This is a genomic window from Streptomyces sp. NPDC001668 (assembly GCF_042893155.1).
In the GTDB taxonomy this organism is placed as follows: domain Bacteria; phylum Actinomycetota; class Actinomycetes; order Streptomycetales; family Streptomycetaceae; genus Streptomyces.
Window position 1 is genome coordinate 381,709 of the sequence record NZ_JBIAUQ010000004.1, and the last position, 15,621, is coordinate 397,329.

Sequence of the window (15,621 nt, forward strand, 5' to 3'; positions counted from 1 at the left end):
ATCAACGGCCGCGCCAACGGCCAGCATGCGCCGTGTCATCCGCCCACCCCCGTGCGAGAAGTCCCCATGCTACGGGCGCTCACCGCTCCAGCAGCATCCGCTGCAACTCCCGTGCCGCCCGCGGCGGAGCCACATCGCTGCGGTGGGCCAGCGCGATCGTCCGGTGCAGGCCGGGCCGCGCCAGCGGGGTGACCCGCAGACCCCGACCGGAGCGGGTGGCGACCATGCGCGGTACGACGGCCACGCCCAGGCCCGCCCGGACGAACCCCAGCACCGCGTCCATCTCCCCGCCCTCCACCGCGAAGTCCGGCTCGAACCCCTCCGCACGGCACGCGGCCACGGTCAGTTCGCGCAGGTCGTAGCCGTGCCGGAACATCACAAGCGGCTCGCTCTCCAGGTCGGCGACGCGCACGGAACGGCGGCCCGCGCCACCCGGGGCCGGAGCCTCCGGAGAGGAGACGACGACCAGGTCCTCGCGCAGCAGCTCCACCGTCGTCAGCGCCGGGGACGGCGTGGGCAGCGGGAGGACCACCAGGGCCAGATCCAGCGCGCCGCGCGCGAGCAGCCGTACGAGATCGTGGGAGCCGCCCTCCTCGATCATCAGCCGGATCCCGGGGTAGCGGTCGTGGAAGGCGCGCAGCACGTCCGGCAGCAGACCGGTGCACAGGCTGGGGGTCGCGCCGAGCCGGACCCGGCCGCTGCGCAGCTGCACCAGTTCCTGCACCTCGTGCCGGGCGGTGTCCGCGTCGGCCAGGATGCGACGGGCCAGCGGCAGCAGGGCCTCGCCGGCGTCGGTGAGCGAGATGTTCCCGCGCGCCCGCAGGAAGAGGTCCGCCCCGAGCTCCCGCTCCAGCGCCTTGATCTGCTGCGACAGCGACGGCTGGGCGACATGGACCGCCTCGGCGGCGCGGGTGAAGTGCCGGGTCTCGGCGACCGCCACGAAGTACTGGAGCTGCTGGAACTGCATCCTCGTACGATAGCTGCTCCCTATGGAATCAAGCCGGACCATGTCTTGGACCGATGGGGCCGTTCGGCCCTAGCGTCTTGACCCATGGCTCTGGCAACGCGGACGGACCGACGGCCGTCCATGGCACGCACCGTGTGGGACAGCTCCGTCGGCAAGAAGACCGTGATGGCCGTCAGCGGCCTGATCATGCTGCTGTACCTGGTCGTCCACATGATCGGCAACCTGAAGATCTTCTTCGGGGCGGGCGAGTTCAACCACTACGCGCACTGGCTGCGCACGGTCGGCGAACCGTTCATGCACTACGAGTGGACGCTCTGGCTCATCCGGATCGTGCTGGTGGCCGCCGTCGTCGCGCACGCCGTCTCGGCGTACCAGCTCAGCCGCCGGGACATCAGGGCGCGGCCCAGCAAGTACGTCCACAAGAAGCCCCGGTCGAGCTACGCCACGCGCACCATGCGCTGGGGCGGGATCATCCTCGGCCTGTTCATCGTCTGGCACGTCCTCGACCTGACGACCGGCACCGTGCACTCCGGCGGCTTCCAGGAGGGCCACCCGTACCAGAACGTCGTGGACACCTTCTCCACCTGGTACGGCAACGTGATCTACATCGTCGCGATGCTCGCCCTCGGCCTGCATGTCCGGCACGGCTTCTGGAGTGCCGCCCAGACCCTCGGCGTGGGCAGCCGCACCCGCGACCGCGCCCTCAAGGCCGTGGCCAATGTCCTCGCACTGCTGCTCACGGCCGGCTTCATCGCCGTACCCGTGGGTGTCATGACCGGAGTGGTGAGCTGAACATGACGTACACCGACTACCAGACCGGCGAACCGGTCGTCGACACCAAGGCCCCGCGAGGTCCCGTCAACGAGCGCTGGGACAAACGCCGTTTCGAGGCCAAGCTGGTCAACCCCGCCAACCGGCGCAAGCACACGGTGATCGTGGTGGGCACCGGCCTCGCGGGCGGCTCGGCGGGCGCCACGCTGGCCGAACAGGGCTACCACGTCGTCCAGTTCTGCTACCAGGACTCCCCGCGCCGCGCCCATTCCATCGCCGCGCAGGGTGGCATCAACGCGGCCAAGAACTACCGCAACGACGGCGACTCGATCCACCGGCTCTTCTACGACACCGTCAAGGGCGGCGACTTCCGGGCGCGCGAGTCCAACGTCCACCGCCTGGCGCAGATCTCGGTGGAGATCATCGACCAGTGCGTGGCACAGGGTGTGCCCTTCGCGCGGGAGTACGGCGGCCTGCTCGACACCCGGTCCTTCGGCGGGGTGCAGGTCTCCCGGACCTTCTACGCCCGCGGCCAGACGGGCCAGCAGCTCCTGCTCGGTGCCTACCAGGCCCTCAGCAGGCAGATCGCCGCCGGGAACATCGAGCTGCACGCGCGCACCGAGATGCTCGACCTGATCGTCGTCGACGGGCGGGCGCGCGGGATCGTGGCCCGCGATCTCGTCACCGGGCGCATCGACACGTACTTCGCGGACGCGGTGGTGCTGGCCTCCGGCGGCTACGGCAACGTCTTCTACCTGTCGACGAACGCCATGAACTCCAACGCGACGGCGATCTGGCGGGCCCATCGCCGCGGAGCCCTCTTCGCCAACCCCTGCTTCACCCAGATCCATCCGACCTGCATCCCGCGCACCGGCGACCACCAGTCCAAGCTGACCCTGATGAGCGAGTCGCTGCGCAACGACGGCCGGATCTGGGTGCCGAAGGCCAAGGGCGACACCCGTCCGCCGAACCGGATCCCCGAGGACGAGCGCGACTACTACCTGGAGCGCATCTACCCGTCCTTCGGCAACCTGGTCCCGCGCGACATCGCATCCCGCGCCGCGAAGAACGTCTGCGACGAGGGCAGGGGAGTGGGGCCCGGTGGACAGGGCGTCTACCTGGACTTCGCCGACGCGATCAAGCGGATGGGCCGCAAGGCCGTCGAGGCGAAGTACGGCAACCTCTTCGACATGTACCAGCGGATCACCGACGAGGATCCGTACGAGGTGCCGATGCGGATCTATCCCGCCGTGCACTACACGATGGGCGGACTGTGGGTCGACTACGACCTCCAGACCACCGTCCCCGGCCTGTTCGCGATCGGCGAGGCCAACTTCTCCGACCACGGCGCCAACCGGCTCGGCGCCTCCGCGCTGATGCAGGGCCTGGCCGACGGCTACTTCGTGCTGCCGGCGACCATCAACGACTACCTCGCCCGCAATCCCCACCAGGACGCGGTGACCGGCGAACACCCCGCAGTCCAGGAGGTGTTGGCGGAGACCGAGGACCGGATCAACCTGCTCCTCGCCGTCGACGGCGACCGTACGCCCGACTCCTTCCACCGCGAGGTCGGTGAACTCATGTGGGAGTTCTGCGGGATGGCCCGCACCGACTCCGGACTGCGCAAGGCACTGGAGCGCATCCCGCAGATCCGTGAGGAGTTCTGGCGGCGCATCAAGGTCCCGGGCACCGGCGAGGAGTTCAACCAGTCCCTGGAGAAGGCCAACCGCGTCGTCGACTACCTGGAGCTCGCCGAGCTGATGTGCCTCGACGCGCTGCACCGCGCCGAGTCCTGCGGCGGCCACTTCCGGGAGGAGTCCCAGACGCCCGACGGTGAAGCCGCCCGGCGGGACGAGGAGTTCGCCTACGCGGCGGCCTGGGAGTTCACCGGCACCGGCGAGGCTCCCGTCCTGCACAAGGAAGACCTGGTCTTCGAGTACGTCCACCCCACTCAGCGGAGCTACGCATGAAGCTCACCCTGCGCGTCTGGCGGCAGAAGAACGCCGACGCCGACGGCGCCATGTCCACGTACGAGGTGGACGGCATCTCGTCCGACATGTCCTTCCTGGAGATGCTGGACACCCTCAACGAGGAGCTCATCCTGCGCGGTGAGGATCCGGTGGCCTTCGACCACGACTGCCGTGAGGGCATCTGCGGCGCGTGCTCGCTCGTCATCAACGGCGACGCGCACGGACCCGAGCGCACGACCACCTGTCAGCTGCACATGCGGTCCTTCTCGGACGGCGACACGATCGACATCGAGCCGTGGCGGGCGTCCGCTTTCCCGGTGATCAAGGACCTGGTCGTGGACCGGTCGGCCTTCGACCGGATCATCCAGGCCGGCGGTTACATCACGGCGCCCACGGGTGCGGCTCCCGAGGCCCACGCGACGCCGGTACCCAAGCCCGACGCCGACTTCGCCTTCGAGCACGCGGAGTGCATCGGATGCGGAGCCTGTGTGGCCGCCTGTCCCAACGGGGCGGCGATGCTGTTCACCTCGGCCAAGGTCAATCACCTGAACGTGCTGCCGCAGGGGGCGCCCGAGCGCGAGACCAGGGTCCTCGACATGGTGGAGCAGATGGACGCGGAGGGCTTCGGCGGCTGCACCCTGACGGGCGAGTGCGCGACGGCCTGCCCCAAGGGCATCCCGCTGGTCTCCATCACCAGCATGAACAAGGAGTGGCTGCGGGCGACCCGGAAGGCCGCCAAGCGCTGAGAGACGTTCGCCGATCAGTGCGGACGGGTGGGGCCGGACGTGGTGCTCATGCCCGGCCCCACCACGCCTGAGTGCTCTCCGGCCACCGGCCCGACACCGCCCGGTCGGCGGAGTCGGAGGCCCCGGACACCTTGCCCGAGCCGTTCAGCCACCGCACATCCGGGCTCTTGGAAGCGGTCACGTACGCGCCAACCGGCGTCGGGAGAACAGGGACAGCGGCACCGCTCGCCGCCTCCGCCTGTGACCTGGAGAGTGCCATGACCGGCGTTTCCACCCTGGACCGTCCCCCGCAGAGCGTCGCCCCCACCCGCTACACCGTCACCCTGGCCCGCGACGAGGACGACGTACGGGCCGCGCAGCGGCTGCGGCACGACGTGTTCGCCGGGGAGATGGGCGCCCTCCTGGCCACCCCGGAACCCGGGCTGGACATCGACGGCTTCGACGCCTACTGCGACCACCTGCTCGTCCGCGACACCGTGACCGGCCAGGTCGTCGGCACCTACCGGCTGCTGCCCCCGGAGCGGGCCGCGGTCGCCGGACGCCTGTACTCGGAGAGCGAGTTCGACCTCGCGCCGCTGGACGCGATCCGTCCCGGCCTCGTCGAGGTCGGCCGCTCCTGCGTCCACCCCGACCACCGCGACGGCGCCGTCATCGGCCTCATCTGGGCCGGGATCGCCCGCTACATGGTGGACCGCGGCCACGACTGGCTGGCCGGCTGCTGCTCCATCCCGCTCGCCGACGGCGGCGCTCTCGCGGCGGGCACCTGGGACCGGGTGCGCACCAAGTACCTGGCTCCCGAGGAGTTCCGGGTACGGCCCCTGCTGCCCTGGGAGCCCGCCGAGGGGACGCCCGCCGCCCACACCGAACTGCCCCCGCTGCTGCGCGGCTACCTCCGCCTCGGCGCCTGGGTCTGCGGACAGCCCGCCCACGACCCGGACTTCGGGGTCGCCGACATGTACGTGCTGCTGTCGATGCGCCGGGTCAACGCCCGCTATCTGCGGCACTTCCTCTCACTCGTCCCGGCCTGATGAGCGTCTGGCTGCCCAGCGCGCCCTGCACCCCCGGGGCATGTGTGGAGCGGAGCGGGTCCGTCACGGCCGTACCCCGTGCCGTGCTGCGGCTCCTCACGGTCACGGCGGTCCTGCTCGCCGGGATCACGCTGCTGCCCGTCGGCCGGTGGATACCGGCCGGCGCGGTCAGGTGGTGGTGCCGGGCGGTCGTAAGAGCCTCGGGGGTCCGGGTCCGCCTGTCCGGCGCCACCACGCCCACGGGCGGGGTGCTCCTGGTCGCCAACCACATCTCCTGGCTCGACATCCCGCTGCTCGCCGCCGTCCGGCCCGCCCGGATGCTCGCCAAGTCCGAGATCCGGCGGTGGCCCGTGGCCGGGTGGCTGACGGCCCGCAGCGGCGCGCTGTTCATCGAGCGGGACCGCCTGCGGGCCCTGCCGGACACGGTCGCCCGGATCGCCGACGCGCTGCGCGGGGGCGCCGCGGTCGCCGTCTTCCCCGAGGGCAGCACCTGGTGCGGCCGCGCCCAGGGCCACTTCCGCCGCGCAGTGTTCCAGGCCGCCCTGGACGCCGGCGTGCCCGTCCAGCCGGTGAGCCTGCGCTACCGCCTCGCCGACGGCGGCTCCAGTACGGCCCCCGCCTTCATCGGCGACGACTCCCTGCTCGCCTCGGTGTGGCGGGTGGTGTCGGCGCGGGGGCTGCTGGCGGAGGTGGAGGTCCCGGCCCCGGTCCCCCCGGGCAGCCACCCCGACCGCCGCACACTGGCCCGAGCGGCACAGTCGTGCGCGTGCCACGGGAGGACGGGGGAGCACACGGGGGGCTGACACCCCGGCCGGGGTCAGGTGTCCGGGCCCAGCGCCCGTGCCAGATACGGTGCCGTAGCGCTCCCCGCCACCCCGGCCACCTCCCGCGGCACGCCCGTCGCCACGATCCGGCCGCCCTCGTCCCCGCCGCCGGGTCCCAGGTCGATCACCCAGTCCGCGCCCGCCACGACCGACATGTCGTGCTCGACGACGATCACCGTGTGGCCGGAGTCGACGAGGCCGTGGAGCTGGCGCATGAGGACCTCGACGTCGGCCGGGTGGAGGCCGGTCGTGGGTTCGTCGAGGAGGTAGAGGGTGTGGGCGCGGCGGGCGCGCTGGAGTTCGCTCGCGAGCTTGATGCGCTGGGCCTCGCCGCCGGAGAGTTCGGTGGCGGGCTGGCCGAGGCGGAGGTAGCCGAGGCCGACGTCGAGGAGGGTGGCGAGGCTGCGGGCCACCAGCGGGGTGTCCGCGAAGAAGTCCGCCGCCGACTCCACCGTCAGGTCGAGGACTTCGGCGATGTTCCGTCCGCGGTACGTCACTTCGAGCGTCGCGGGGTTGTAGCGGGCCCCGCCGCAGTCCGGGCACGGCGCGTAGGTGCTCGGCAGGAAGAGCAGCTCGACGCTCACGAACCCCTCGCCCTGGCAGGTCTCGCAGCGTCCTCCCGCCACGTTGAAGGAGAACCGGCCCACGCCGTAGCGGCGTTCACGGGCCGCGTCGGTGGCGGCGAAGACCTTGCGCACGACGTCGAACAGCCCTGTGTAGGTCGCCAGGTTGGAGCGCGGGGTCCGGCCGATCGGCTTCTGGTCGACGGACACCAGACGGCCCACCCCCTCCAGCTCCTCCGTGATCTCGCCGACCAGCGTGGACTTGCCCGAGCCCGACACCCCGGTGACCGCGGTGAACACACCGAGCGGGAACTCGGCCGTCACCCCGCGCAGGTTGTGCCGGTTGACCGGCCCGACCTTCAACCGGCCGCGAGGTGACCGCACTTCACGCCTCACCGCGGGGGAGCGATCGAACAGGTACCGGGCGGTGGCGGACTCCTCTACCGTCGCCAGCCCCTCCACCGGGCCGCTGTGCAGCACCCGCCCGCCGTGCTCACCCGCCTTCGGCCCGACGTCCACCAGCCAGTCCGCGCCCCGCATGACGTCCAGGTGGTGCTCCACCACGAACACCGAGTTCCCGGCCGCCTTCAACCGCGCCAGCACGGTCAGAAGGGCCTCGGTGTCCGCCGGGTGCAGTCCGGCGGACGGCTCGTCGAGGACGTACACCACGCCGAACAGTCCGGACCTCAACTGGGTCGCGAGGCGCAGCCTTTGGAGCTCGCCCGCGGACAGGGTGGGGGTCGCGCGGTCCAGGCTCAGATAGCCGAGGCCGAGCTCGACGATGGGCGCGATACGGGACTTGAGGTCGTCGGTGAGGAATCGCGCGGTCTCGCCGTGGGCGACCAGCGAGGCGGCCAGTTCGGTCAGCGACAGGGCCGCAAGGTCGGCGATCGTGCGGCCCGCGAAGGTCACCGCCATCGCCTCCGGACGCAGCCTGCTGCCGCCGCAGAGAGCGCAGGGGGCGGAGACCAGGAACCGCTCCGCCTTCGCCCTGAGTGTCTGGCTCTTGGAGTCCGCGAACGTCTTCATGACATAACGGCGGGCGCTCATGTACGTGCCCTGGTACGGGCGTTGGATGCGGTCCGCGTCCCGTACCGGGTGCACGGTGACCACCGGCTGCTCGTCGGTGAAGAGGATCCACTCCCGCTCTGCGGCGGGAAGTTCACGCCAGGGCCGGTCCACGTCGTGGCCGAGGGCGTCGAGGATGTCCCGCAGGTTCTTGCCCTGCCAGGCGCCGGGCCAGGCGGCGATGGCGCCCTCCCGGATTGACAGCGAGGGGTCGGGCACCAGCGACTGCTCGGTCGTACGGTGGACGCGGCCCAGGCCGTGGCACTCCGGGCAGGCGCCGACCGCCGTGTTGGGGGAGAAGGAGTCGGAGTCGAGCCGTTCGGCGCCCGGCGGATAGTCACCGGCCCGGGAGAACAGCATGCGCAGCGAGTTCGAGAGGTTGGTGACCGTGCCGACCGACGAACGGGACGTCGGCGCCGAGCGCCGCTGCTCCAGCGAGACCGCGGGCGGCAGACCGGTGATCTCCCCGACCTTCGGCGCCCCCACCTGGTGGATCAGCCGGCGCGCGTACGGGGCCACCGACTCGAAGTACCGCCTCTGAGCCTCGGCGTAGATCGTCCCGAAGGCCAGTGACGACTTCCCCGACCCGGAGACCCCCGTGAACACGGCCAGCACATCGCGGGGGACATCGACATCCACACCCTTGAGGTTGTGCTCACGGGCACCGCGGACGCGGACGTAAGGGTCGTGGGAGCCGTTCGGGTCGTGCATGTGAACGACTCTAACCGGAGGTGATCGCCGCCAGCCGCCGGTAGGAGTCCAGCAGGGCCGCGCGGTCGTATGTGCTGGTCGTGACCAGGACCTCCTGGGCTCCGGTCTCCTTCAGGACCGTCTCCAGCTCGTGGGCGACCTGCTCCTCGGTGCCCGCGAGGTGGCCGGCGAGCCCGGACTCGTAGAAGCCGCGTTCCTTGGCCGTCATCGCGAGGGCCTCGACCCGCTCGGCGGGCGGCAGCGGCGGGAAGGTGCCGTGGGTCCGGGAGTACGCCATCGACCAGGCCTCCGGGACCAGCAGACGGCGGGCCTCCTCGGGCGTGGCGGCGACCGCGATCGTGCCCGAGATGACGACGTAGGGCTCGGACGCCCAGGGGGAGGGGCGGAAGTGGGCGCGATAGTGCTCGATGCCCCGCTGCATCTTCTCCCGGTTCCTGAGGTCGCCGATGACCATCGGCAGGCCCGCGCGGGCCGCGATCGTGGCACCCTCGCCCATGGCCAGGACGAACGGCGGCACGGTCAGGCCCTCGGCGGGACGCGCGTGCACGCCCGTCGGGGAGGTGCCGCGGAACCAGCCCAGCAGCTCCTCCAGCTGTACGGCGAAGTCGTCGGCGTCGTCCTTGCCGCGGCCCAGCGCCCTGCGCACGCCGTCGGTGAAGCCGACCGAGCGGCCCAGGCCCATGTCGATCCGGCCGGGGAACAGCGACTCCAGCACCCCGAACTGCTCGGCGACGACCAGGGGTTGGTGGTTCGGCAGCATCACACCGCCGGTGCCGACCCGGATCGTGTCCGTGGCCGAGGCCACGGCGGCCGCCAGCACGGTCGGCGCGGAGCCCGCGACTCCCGGTACGCCGTGGTGCTCCGAGACCCAGAAGCGGTGGTAGCCGAGCCCCTCCAGCTCCCGTGCCAGCCGTACCGTGTCCTGGAGCGCCTGCGCGTTGGTGCCACCCTCGCGGGTGCGGGAGCGGTCGAGGACGGAGAAGCGGACGGTGGCGGTCAGGGAACTCACACAGAGGTCAACGCGTGACTGGACGCGGTATTCCCGCCACGAAAACCAGATGACCTCGATCGCCGCAGGTCAGCACAATGGTCGCGTGACCCTCCAGAACATCCTGCTCTCCGGCGTCGTCGGCTCGACCGCCTACGGCCTCGCCCGTGAGGGCTCCGACGTGGACCGGCTCGGCATGTTCGCCGCGCCCACCGAGACCCTGCTCGGGCTGCGCACGCCGAAGGAGTCCCACGTCACCACGGCGCCGGACCGCACCCTGCACGAGGCGGCGAAGTGGTGCCGGCTCGCCCTCGGCGGCAATCCGACCGTCATGGAACTGGTGTGGCTGCCGGACGAGCTGTACGAGGTCCGCACCCCGCTGGGCGACGAACTCATCGCCATCCGCGGATCGTTCCTGAGCGCCCTGCGGGTCCGGGACGCCTATCTCGGGTACGCCACCCAGCAGTTCAGGAAACTGGAGAGCCGCGCCGGCGACCACCGCACCGCCAAGCACGCCCGGCACCTGAAGCGGCTCTGCCACCAGGGTCTGGAGCTGTACACCACCGGAACGCTCGCGGTACGGGTCGAGGACCCCGAGGAGTACCACCGCTTCGGCGATGCCGTCGCCGCCGACCCTGCCTCGGCCCGGTCTCTGCTGGCCCACTACGAGACCGCGTTCGCCGAGTCCCGCAGTGTGCTGCCGGACCGGCCCGACGAGGGACCGGCCGAGGCGTGGCTGCGCCGCGTCCGCGCGGAGTTCTACGACACGGCGGCGTGAGCGTGGGGCGCGGCGCTCTCGTGGTCGCAGGTGTCGTCGACGCCGTACGTCTCCCAGGCGGGGAAGGGGTCCACCAGGGCGCGGTCCTCGTCCGGGGAGAGGAGACAGGCGGCGAGGGCGCGGTGGAGCCCGTCGGCCTTCAATTGCGTGCCGATGAAGACGAGTTCCTGCGCGTACGGTGCCTCGGTGTCCCGTGCGGCGGACGGCTCGAAGCGGGCCACCGAACCGGCCTGTGACCACAGTCCCGTCACGTGCGGGCGGCTGGCCAGGGTGAAGAACCCCTTCGAGCGCAGGATCCGCCCGTACCCCCCGCCGTCCAGATCCTCGGTGACGAAGTCCCACAACCGGCCGGGGTGGAAGGGGAGTCCGGAGCGGAAGACGGTGGAGGAGACGCCGTACTCCTCGGTCTCGGGCACGTGTTCGCCGTTGAGTTCCTGGACCCAGCCCGGTGCCCGCTGGGCGCGCTCCAGGTCGAACAGGCCGGTGCCCAGCACCTGTTGCAGGTCGACGCGGGCGTGCTCGGCCCCGACGATCCGGGCGACCGGGTTCAGCCGTACGAGAGCCGCTCGCAGGCGGGCCGCGGTCTCGGCGTCCACGAGGTCGAGCTTGTTGAGGACGAGGACGTCCGCGAACTCGATCTGGTCGACGAGGAGATCGCTGACGGTGCGTTCGTCGTCCTCGAAGGGCGCGAGGCCGCGCTCGGCCAGCTCGTCGCCCCTCTCCAGCTCGGGCAGGAAGTTGGCCGCGTCGACCACCGTGACCATGGTGTCCAGTCGGGCCACGTCCCCGAGGGTGGCGCCGTCGTCGCGGGCGAAGGCGAAGGTGGCGGCGACCGGCATGGGCTCGGAGATGCCGGACGACTCGATGAGCAGGTGGTCGAAGCGTCCGTCGCGGGCCAGCCGGTCCACCTCCTCCAGGAGGTCGTCGCGCAGGGTGCAGCAGATGCAGCCGTTGGTCATCTCGACCAGGCGTTCCTCGGTCCGCGACAGCGCGGCCTCGCCGCCGCGCACCAGCGCCGCGTCGATGTTGACCTCGCTCATGTCGTTGACGATGACGGCGACCCTGAGGCCCTCGCGGTTGGCGAGGACATGGTTGAGGAGGGTCGTCTTGCCCGCCCCGAGGAAGCCGGACAGGACGGTGACGGGCAGGAGGCGGTCGTACGGCATCGGAGACGGTCCTCAGCCCTCGGGGCGCAGCAGGCCGCGCTCGTACGCCTTGACCAGGTTCTGCGGGACGAGATGCGCGACACCGTCGAGGGTGACCGGCACGAGCTGGCTGGTGGTGGCCTTCCACTGCGAGCGGCGGTGGCGGGTGTTACTGCGGGACATCTTCCGCTTGGGGACAGCCATGGCGGGATCCTCCTCGGTGGCGGGGTGAGCACCGAGGACGCTACATGAAAATGGATCCCATTAACAATCAACGGCGGCGCCGGGACCGCACCCGGGCCTCCCGCGGTGGCTCGATGAACTGCAGCTCCAGCGTGAGCGGCGGCTCGGCGACCCCCGGGCCGCCCGCCGCCGCCCACTGCACGACCTCCTCGGTGCCCTCGTCGTCCATGACGAAGCCGATCCACGCGGCCTTGCCGCCCGCGCGGCGTCCGGCCGCCGAAGGCCGTACGACGATGACATTGGCCTGGTCGCACGGGCCCAGACAGTCGGTCGTACGGACCTGGAAGCCGTGCTCGGCGGCGCCGGCCCGCAGCAGCTCCAGCTGCCAGGCGTGGTCGGTGCCGGGGTGCTTGCGGGCGTCGCCGCAGCAGCAGCCCCGGCAGACGACGAGGGTGCAGGAGCCGGAGCCGGTCAGGAACGTGCGGGGCGTCGAGGACATGGGAGAAGCATGCGGCCTGCACTGATCGCGGAGTACGGGCGGGGTGCCCCTGGGGTCAGAAGCGCGCTCCGATGGCCGCCCCGCTCCGGGGAACCAGGAAGGACGGCGCCGACGGCAGCGAACCGTCGGCCGCGCGCGGCCCGGTGATGGCCGCCGGGTCCGTGCTCAGCACCGAGGACGCGTTCCAAGTCCCGCCCAGATTCCAGGAATTGCCGCTGGAGACGGTGCCCGCACCGACGGCCGCAGCTTTCCCGTCGGCCACCGACAGGTTCGCGGTCAGCCGGGCCGTACCGCCCGAGATGTCGGCGTCGAAGCCGGTGCCGCCGTTGGCCCACGTCGTGTCGCGGCTCAGGGCGAGGGCGCCGGTGTTGCCGTTGTCCGTGAGGCCGTGGGCGGCGTTCTTGAAGGCGGCCGAGTTGCGCACGGTGTGCGCCACCGCCGGTGCCGGGGTGCCCCCGCCGAGCTTGAAGCCGTTCCCGTCGCCCGCGAAGTCGGGGAAGTTCCAGCGGTTGAAGCCGTTGCCGTACGCGATCGTGTTCTCGATGAGGACCGGCGAGGTGAACTTCCAGGCGTCGAAGCCGTCGTCGACGTTGTTCCACAGTCGCGCGCCCCGCACGACGTTGCCGGTGCCCGAACCCTCCTTGATGGCGAGGCCGTCCGCGCTCTCGCCGTTCTTGCGCGGGTCGCGGTTGGCGTAACTGTCCAGGTTCAGGATCTGGTTGTCGCCGGAGGCGCCCTGGAGCTGGAAGCCCGACTCGTAGTTGTCGTGGGTCTTCAGACGGGAGAAGACGTTGCCGTTGCAGCCGTCGCAGTAGACCCCGTACGGGCCGTTGACGATCTCCAGGTCCGAGATCCGCCAGTAGGAGGCCTCCTGGTGGATCGCCCCGCGCTCGGCCCGCGGGATGCTGCCGCCGACCGGGGTGTGGCTCGCGGCCAGCTGCTCGCCGTCGATCACGACCCGCTCGCCCTGGTAGGAGCCCAGGCTGATGGGCTGGGACGCGGTGCCCGAGGTGGCGATGGTGATGTTGTCGGTCAGGGCGTACGTCCCCGCGCGCACCGCGATGGTGTCGCCGGGCCTCGCGAGGTCCACGGCCCGCTGGACGGTGCGCAGCGGCTGGGCGAGCGTGCCCGGGGCGGAGTCGCTGCCGTTCGTCGCCACCACCAGGGTGGCCGGGGCCGCCGACGCCTGAGGCGCCGGTAAGGCCAGGGCCGCGCCCACCAGCGCCGCCGTCAAGATCGCCGTGTTCACACGCATGGAGTCTCCCGCTTCGACCTGACTGCTGTGTCGCCGGTCAGTGGTCGCCCGGGGCGGGAAGGTTGCCGGGTCTAGGGTGGGGATGTGACCGACAGCGACAAGCGCCCGCTCGCCGTGTTCGACCTGGACAACACCCTGGCCGACACGGCCCACCGGCAGCGGTTCCTGGAACGCAAGCCGCGCGACTGGGACGGCTTCTTCGCGGCCGCGCCCGAGGACCCGCCGATCCCGGAGGGCATCGCGCTGGTGCTGGAGAGTGCCGAGGAGTGCGAGATCGTCTACCTCACCGGACGCCCCGAGCGCAGCCGGCGCGACACGCTGGCGTGGCTCACCGCGCAGGGGCTGCCCGAGGGGCGCGTGCACATGCGGCGCAACGACGACCGGCGGCCCGCCCGGCGCACCAAACTGGAGATCCTCGAGCGGCTCGCCCGCACCCGGGAGATCCGTGTCCTGGTGGACGACGACGAGCTGGTGTGCGAGGACGCCCGACGGGCCGGATTCACCGTCGTACGGGCGCACTGGACCGCCCCTTCCGCCGCGCTCGAGGTGGCGCAGGAGCGGGAGGGGCGGACCTGAGCGGCTGAGGGGCCCTCAGGCGCCCCGGCGGGCCGTCAGCCGGTCAGTCGGACTCGTCGAGGCGGAAGCCCACCTTCAGCCCCACCTGCCAGTGCTCGATCTGTCCGTCCTCGATCTGCCCCCGTACCTGGGTCACCTCGAACCAGTCGAGATTGCGGAGGGTCTGCGAGGCGCGGGAGATGCCGTTGCGGATCGCCTGGTCGACGCCGTCGGGCGAGGTGCCGACGATCTCGGTCACCCGGTAGGTGTGGTTCGTCATGGTTCCACCGTGCCCCAGGCGGCGGCGGAGCGCGAGTGGTCCGACCGTTCATGGAGGGGCGAACCCCGCCTATCTTGGGCCCATGGACGGTATGCCGCGCGACATCTCAGCCCCCGCCACCGGCAATCCGCTGCGCCGGCTCACCCTGGAGCAGCTCCGGCGGCGCACCAGCATGAAGTGGCGGACGTACCCGCAGGACGTGCTGCCGCTGTGGGTCGCCGAGATGGACGTCCCGCTGGCCGAACCGGTCGTGCGGGCCGTCCGGGACGCGGTGGAGCTGGGGGACACCGGGTATCCCGCCGGGACCGCGTACGCCGAGGCCCTGGCCGGCTTCGCGAGCGAGCGGTGGGGCTGGGACGGGCTCGCGGTGGAGCGGACGGCGATCGTGCCGGACGTGATGCTGGGCGTCGTCGAGATGCTCAAGCTGGTCTCCGGGCCGGGTGACCCGGTGGTCGTCAACTCGCCCGTGTACCCGCCCTTTTACCAGTTCGTCGGGAACATGGACCGGAGGGTGGTCGAGGCCCCGCTCGGTGCCGACGGCCGGATCGACCTCGCGGTCCTGGAGGACGTCTTCGGGCGGGTCCGCAAGGGCACGGGCCGGCCCGCGTATCTGCTGTGCAGCCCGCACAACCCGACCGGGACCGTGCACACCGCCCAGGAGCTGGCCGACGTGGCGGCGCTGGCGCGGACGTACGGGGTGCGGGTCGTGGCCGACGAGATCCACGCCCCGCTCGTGGCGTCGGGCGCGACCTTCGTCCCCTACCTGAGTGTTCCCGGCGGGCAGGACGGGCTGTCGCTGATGTCGGCGTCCAAGGGGTGGAACCTGCCCGGACTCAAGGCCGCCGTGGCCGTTGCCGGGCCCGACGCGGCCGACGACCTCGCGCGCCTTCCCGAGGAGGTCGGCCATGGCCCCAGCCACGTCGGTGTCCTCGCCCACACCGCCGCGCTGCGGGACGGCGGCCCCTGGCTCGACGCCCTGCTCAGCGGCCTCGACGACAACCGCCGGCTGCTGGCCGACCTCCTCGCCGGCACCCTGCCCGCCGTCCGCTACGAACCGGCCGAGGCCACCTTCCTGGCCTGGCTGGACTGCCGTGCGCTGGAGCTGGGCGACGATCCGGCGGCGGTCTTCCTGGAGCGCGGCCGGGTCGCCCTCAACTCCGGCATCCCGTTCGGTACGGGCGGTGCGGGCTTCGTCCGGCTGAACCTCGCCACCTCACCGGAACTGATCACCGAGGCGGTACGGCGGATGGCCGCCGCCCTCGACCGGCGGTGAAAGAGGGGCCGGGACGA

16 protein-coding genes are annotated in these 15,621 nt (G+C 71.6%); 8 read left to right on the forward strand and 8 right to left on the reverse strand.

The features are described from left to right. Nucleotides 1–79: 79 nt before the first annotated feature. Nucleotides 80–967 carry a LysR substrate-binding domain-containing protein gene (locus ACFYZ8_RS15035; protein ID WP_359031163.1) on the reverse strand — a complete coding sequence of 296 codons (888 nt, stop codon included), beginning with the start codon at nucleotides 965–967 and terminating at the stop codon, nucleotides 80–82. Between the two features lie 120 nt (nucleotides 968–1,087). On the opposite strand from ACFYZ8_RS15035, the gene ACFYZ8_RS15040 reads away from it, so the two are divergent. The 5 genes from ACFYZ8_RS15040 (at nucleotide 1,088) to ACFYZ8_RS15060 (ending at nucleotide 6,285) form a co-directional block, all read left to right on the forward strand. Beyond that, nucleotides 1,088–1,759, forward strand: coding sequence for a succinate dehydrogenase (locus tag ACFYZ8_RS15040; protein ID WP_359031164.1), 672 nt, complete (start codon nucleotides 1,088–1,090; stop codon nucleotides 1,757–1,759). A 2-nt stretch (nucleotides 1,760–1,761) separates the two neighbouring features. Beyond that, entirely contained in the window at nucleotides 1,762–3,708 is a 1,947-nt protein-coding gene (locus ACFYZ8_RS15045; RefSeq protein ID WP_359031165.1) for a fumarate reductase/succinate dehydrogenase flavoprotein subunit, read from the forward strand. Continuing rightward, nucleotides 3,705–4,454: a succinate dehydrogenase/fumarate reductase iron-sulfur subunit gene (locus ACFYZ8_RS15050; RefSeq protein ID WP_359031166.1), complete on the forward strand. Its 750-nt coding sequence runs from the start codon at nucleotides 3,705–3,707 to the stop codon at nucleotides 4,452–4,454. Before ACFYZ8_RS15045 ends, ACFYZ8_RS15050 begins: the two co-directional genes overlap by 4 nt. 257 nt (nucleotides 4,455–4,711) lie before the next feature. Next, nucleotides 4,712–5,482, forward strand: coding sequence for a GNAT family N-acetyltransferase (locus ACFYZ8_RS15055; protein WP_388532718.1), 771 nt, complete (start codon nucleotides 4,712–4,714; stop codon nucleotides 5,480–5,482). Further along, nucleotides 5,482–6,285, forward strand: a complete 804-nt coding sequence (locus ACFYZ8_RS15060) for a lysophospholipid acyltransferase family protein (RefSeq protein WP_388532720.1) — start codon at nucleotides 5,482–5,484, stop codon at nucleotides 6,283–6,285. Before ACFYZ8_RS15055 ends, ACFYZ8_RS15060 begins: the two co-directional genes overlap by 1 nt. A gap of 14 nt (nucleotides 6,286–6,299) precedes the next feature. On the opposite strand, the gene ACFYZ8_RS15065 is transcribed toward ACFYZ8_RS15060, so the two are convergent. Together ACFYZ8_RS15065 and ACFYZ8_RS15070 are read right to left on the reverse strand one after the other, a co-directional pair. Then, nucleotides 6,300–8,648, reverse strand: a complete 2,349-nt coding sequence (locus ACFYZ8_RS15065; RefSeq protein WP_388532722.1) for an ATP-binding cassette domain-containing protein — start codon at nucleotides 8,646–8,648, stop codon at nucleotides 6,300–6,302. Between the two features lie 10 nt (nucleotides 8,649–8,658). Continuing rightward, nucleotides 8,659–9,657: an LLM class flavin-dependent oxidoreductase gene (locus ACFYZ8_RS15070; RefSeq protein ID WP_388532724.1), complete on the reverse strand. Its 999-nt coding sequence runs from the start codon at nucleotides 9,655–9,657 to the stop codon at nucleotides 8,659–8,661. Between the two features lie 49 nt (nucleotides 9,658–9,706). Here ACFYZ8_RS15070 and ACFYZ8_RS15075 point away from each other — a divergent pair, with 49 nt between their 5' ends. Next, a complete protein-coding gene (locus tag ACFYZ8_RS15075) occupies nucleotides 9,707–10,414 on the forward strand; it encodes a DNA polymerase beta superfamily protein (RefSeq protein ID WP_388532726.1) in 708 nt (235 codons plus the stop codon). Here ACFYZ8_RS15075 and ACFYZ8_RS15080 read toward each other — a convergent pair. The 4 genes from ACFYZ8_RS15080 to ACFYZ8_RS15095 form a co-directional block, all read right to left on the reverse strand. After that, the gene (locus ACFYZ8_RS15080) at nucleotides 10,396–11,580 is read right to left on the reverse strand and encodes a GTP-binding protein (protein WP_388532728.1); all 1,185 of its coding nucleotides are present in this window, start codon (nucleotides 11,578–11,580) and stop codon (nucleotides 10,396–10,398) included. The two genes, ACFYZ8_RS15075 and ACFYZ8_RS15080, sit on opposite strands and share 19 nt — an antisense overlap. 12 nt (nucleotides 11,581–11,592) lie before the next feature. After that, nucleotides 11,593–11,763 carry a 50S ribosomal protein L32 gene (rpmF, locus tag ACFYZ8_RS15085; protein WP_388532730.1) on the reverse strand — a complete coding sequence of 57 codons (171 nt, stop codon included), beginning with the start codon at nucleotides 11,761–11,763 and terminating at the stop codon, nucleotides 11,593–11,595. A 67-nt stretch (nucleotides 11,764–11,830) separates the two neighbouring features. Beyond that, the gene (locus ACFYZ8_RS15090; protein WP_388532732.1) at nucleotides 11,831–12,241 is read right to left on the reverse strand and encodes a (2Fe-2S) ferredoxin domain-containing protein; all 411 of its coding nucleotides are present in this window, start codon (nucleotides 12,239–12,241) and stop codon (nucleotides 11,831–11,833) included. 55 nt (nucleotides 12,242–12,296) lie between these two features. Further along, entirely contained in the window at nucleotides 12,297–13,496 is a 1,200-nt protein-coding gene (locus tag ACFYZ8_RS15095) for a right-handed parallel beta-helix repeat-containing protein (protein ID WP_359031175.1), read from the reverse strand. An 84-nt stretch (nucleotides 13,497–13,580) separates the two neighbouring features. Here ACFYZ8_RS15095 and ACFYZ8_RS15100 point away from each other — a divergent pair, with 84 nt between their 5' ends. Beyond that, nucleotides 13,581–14,072 carry an HAD family acid phosphatase gene (locus ACFYZ8_RS15100; RefSeq protein ID WP_388532734.1) on the forward strand — a complete coding sequence of 164 codons (492 nt, stop codon included), beginning with the start codon at nucleotides 13,581–13,583 and terminating at the stop codon, nucleotides 14,070–14,072. Between the two features lie 43 nt (nucleotides 14,073–14,115). On the opposite strand, the gene ACFYZ8_RS15105 is transcribed toward ACFYZ8_RS15100, so the two are convergent. Continuing rightward, on the reverse strand, nucleotides 14,116–14,331 hold the full coding sequence (locus ACFYZ8_RS15105) for a dodecin (RefSeq protein ID WP_355733603.1): 216 nt from the start codon (nucleotides 14,329–14,331) through the stop codon (nucleotides 14,116–14,118). An 82-nt stretch (nucleotides 14,332–14,413) separates the two neighbouring features. Here ACFYZ8_RS15105 and ACFYZ8_RS15110 point away from each other — a divergent pair, with 82 nt between their 5' ends. Next, entirely contained in the window at nucleotides 14,414–15,604 is a 1,191-nt protein-coding gene (locus ACFYZ8_RS15110; RefSeq protein ID WP_389049823.1) for a MalY/PatB family protein, read from the forward strand. The last annotated feature ends 17 nt before the right edge of the window (nucleotides 15,605–15,621 follow it).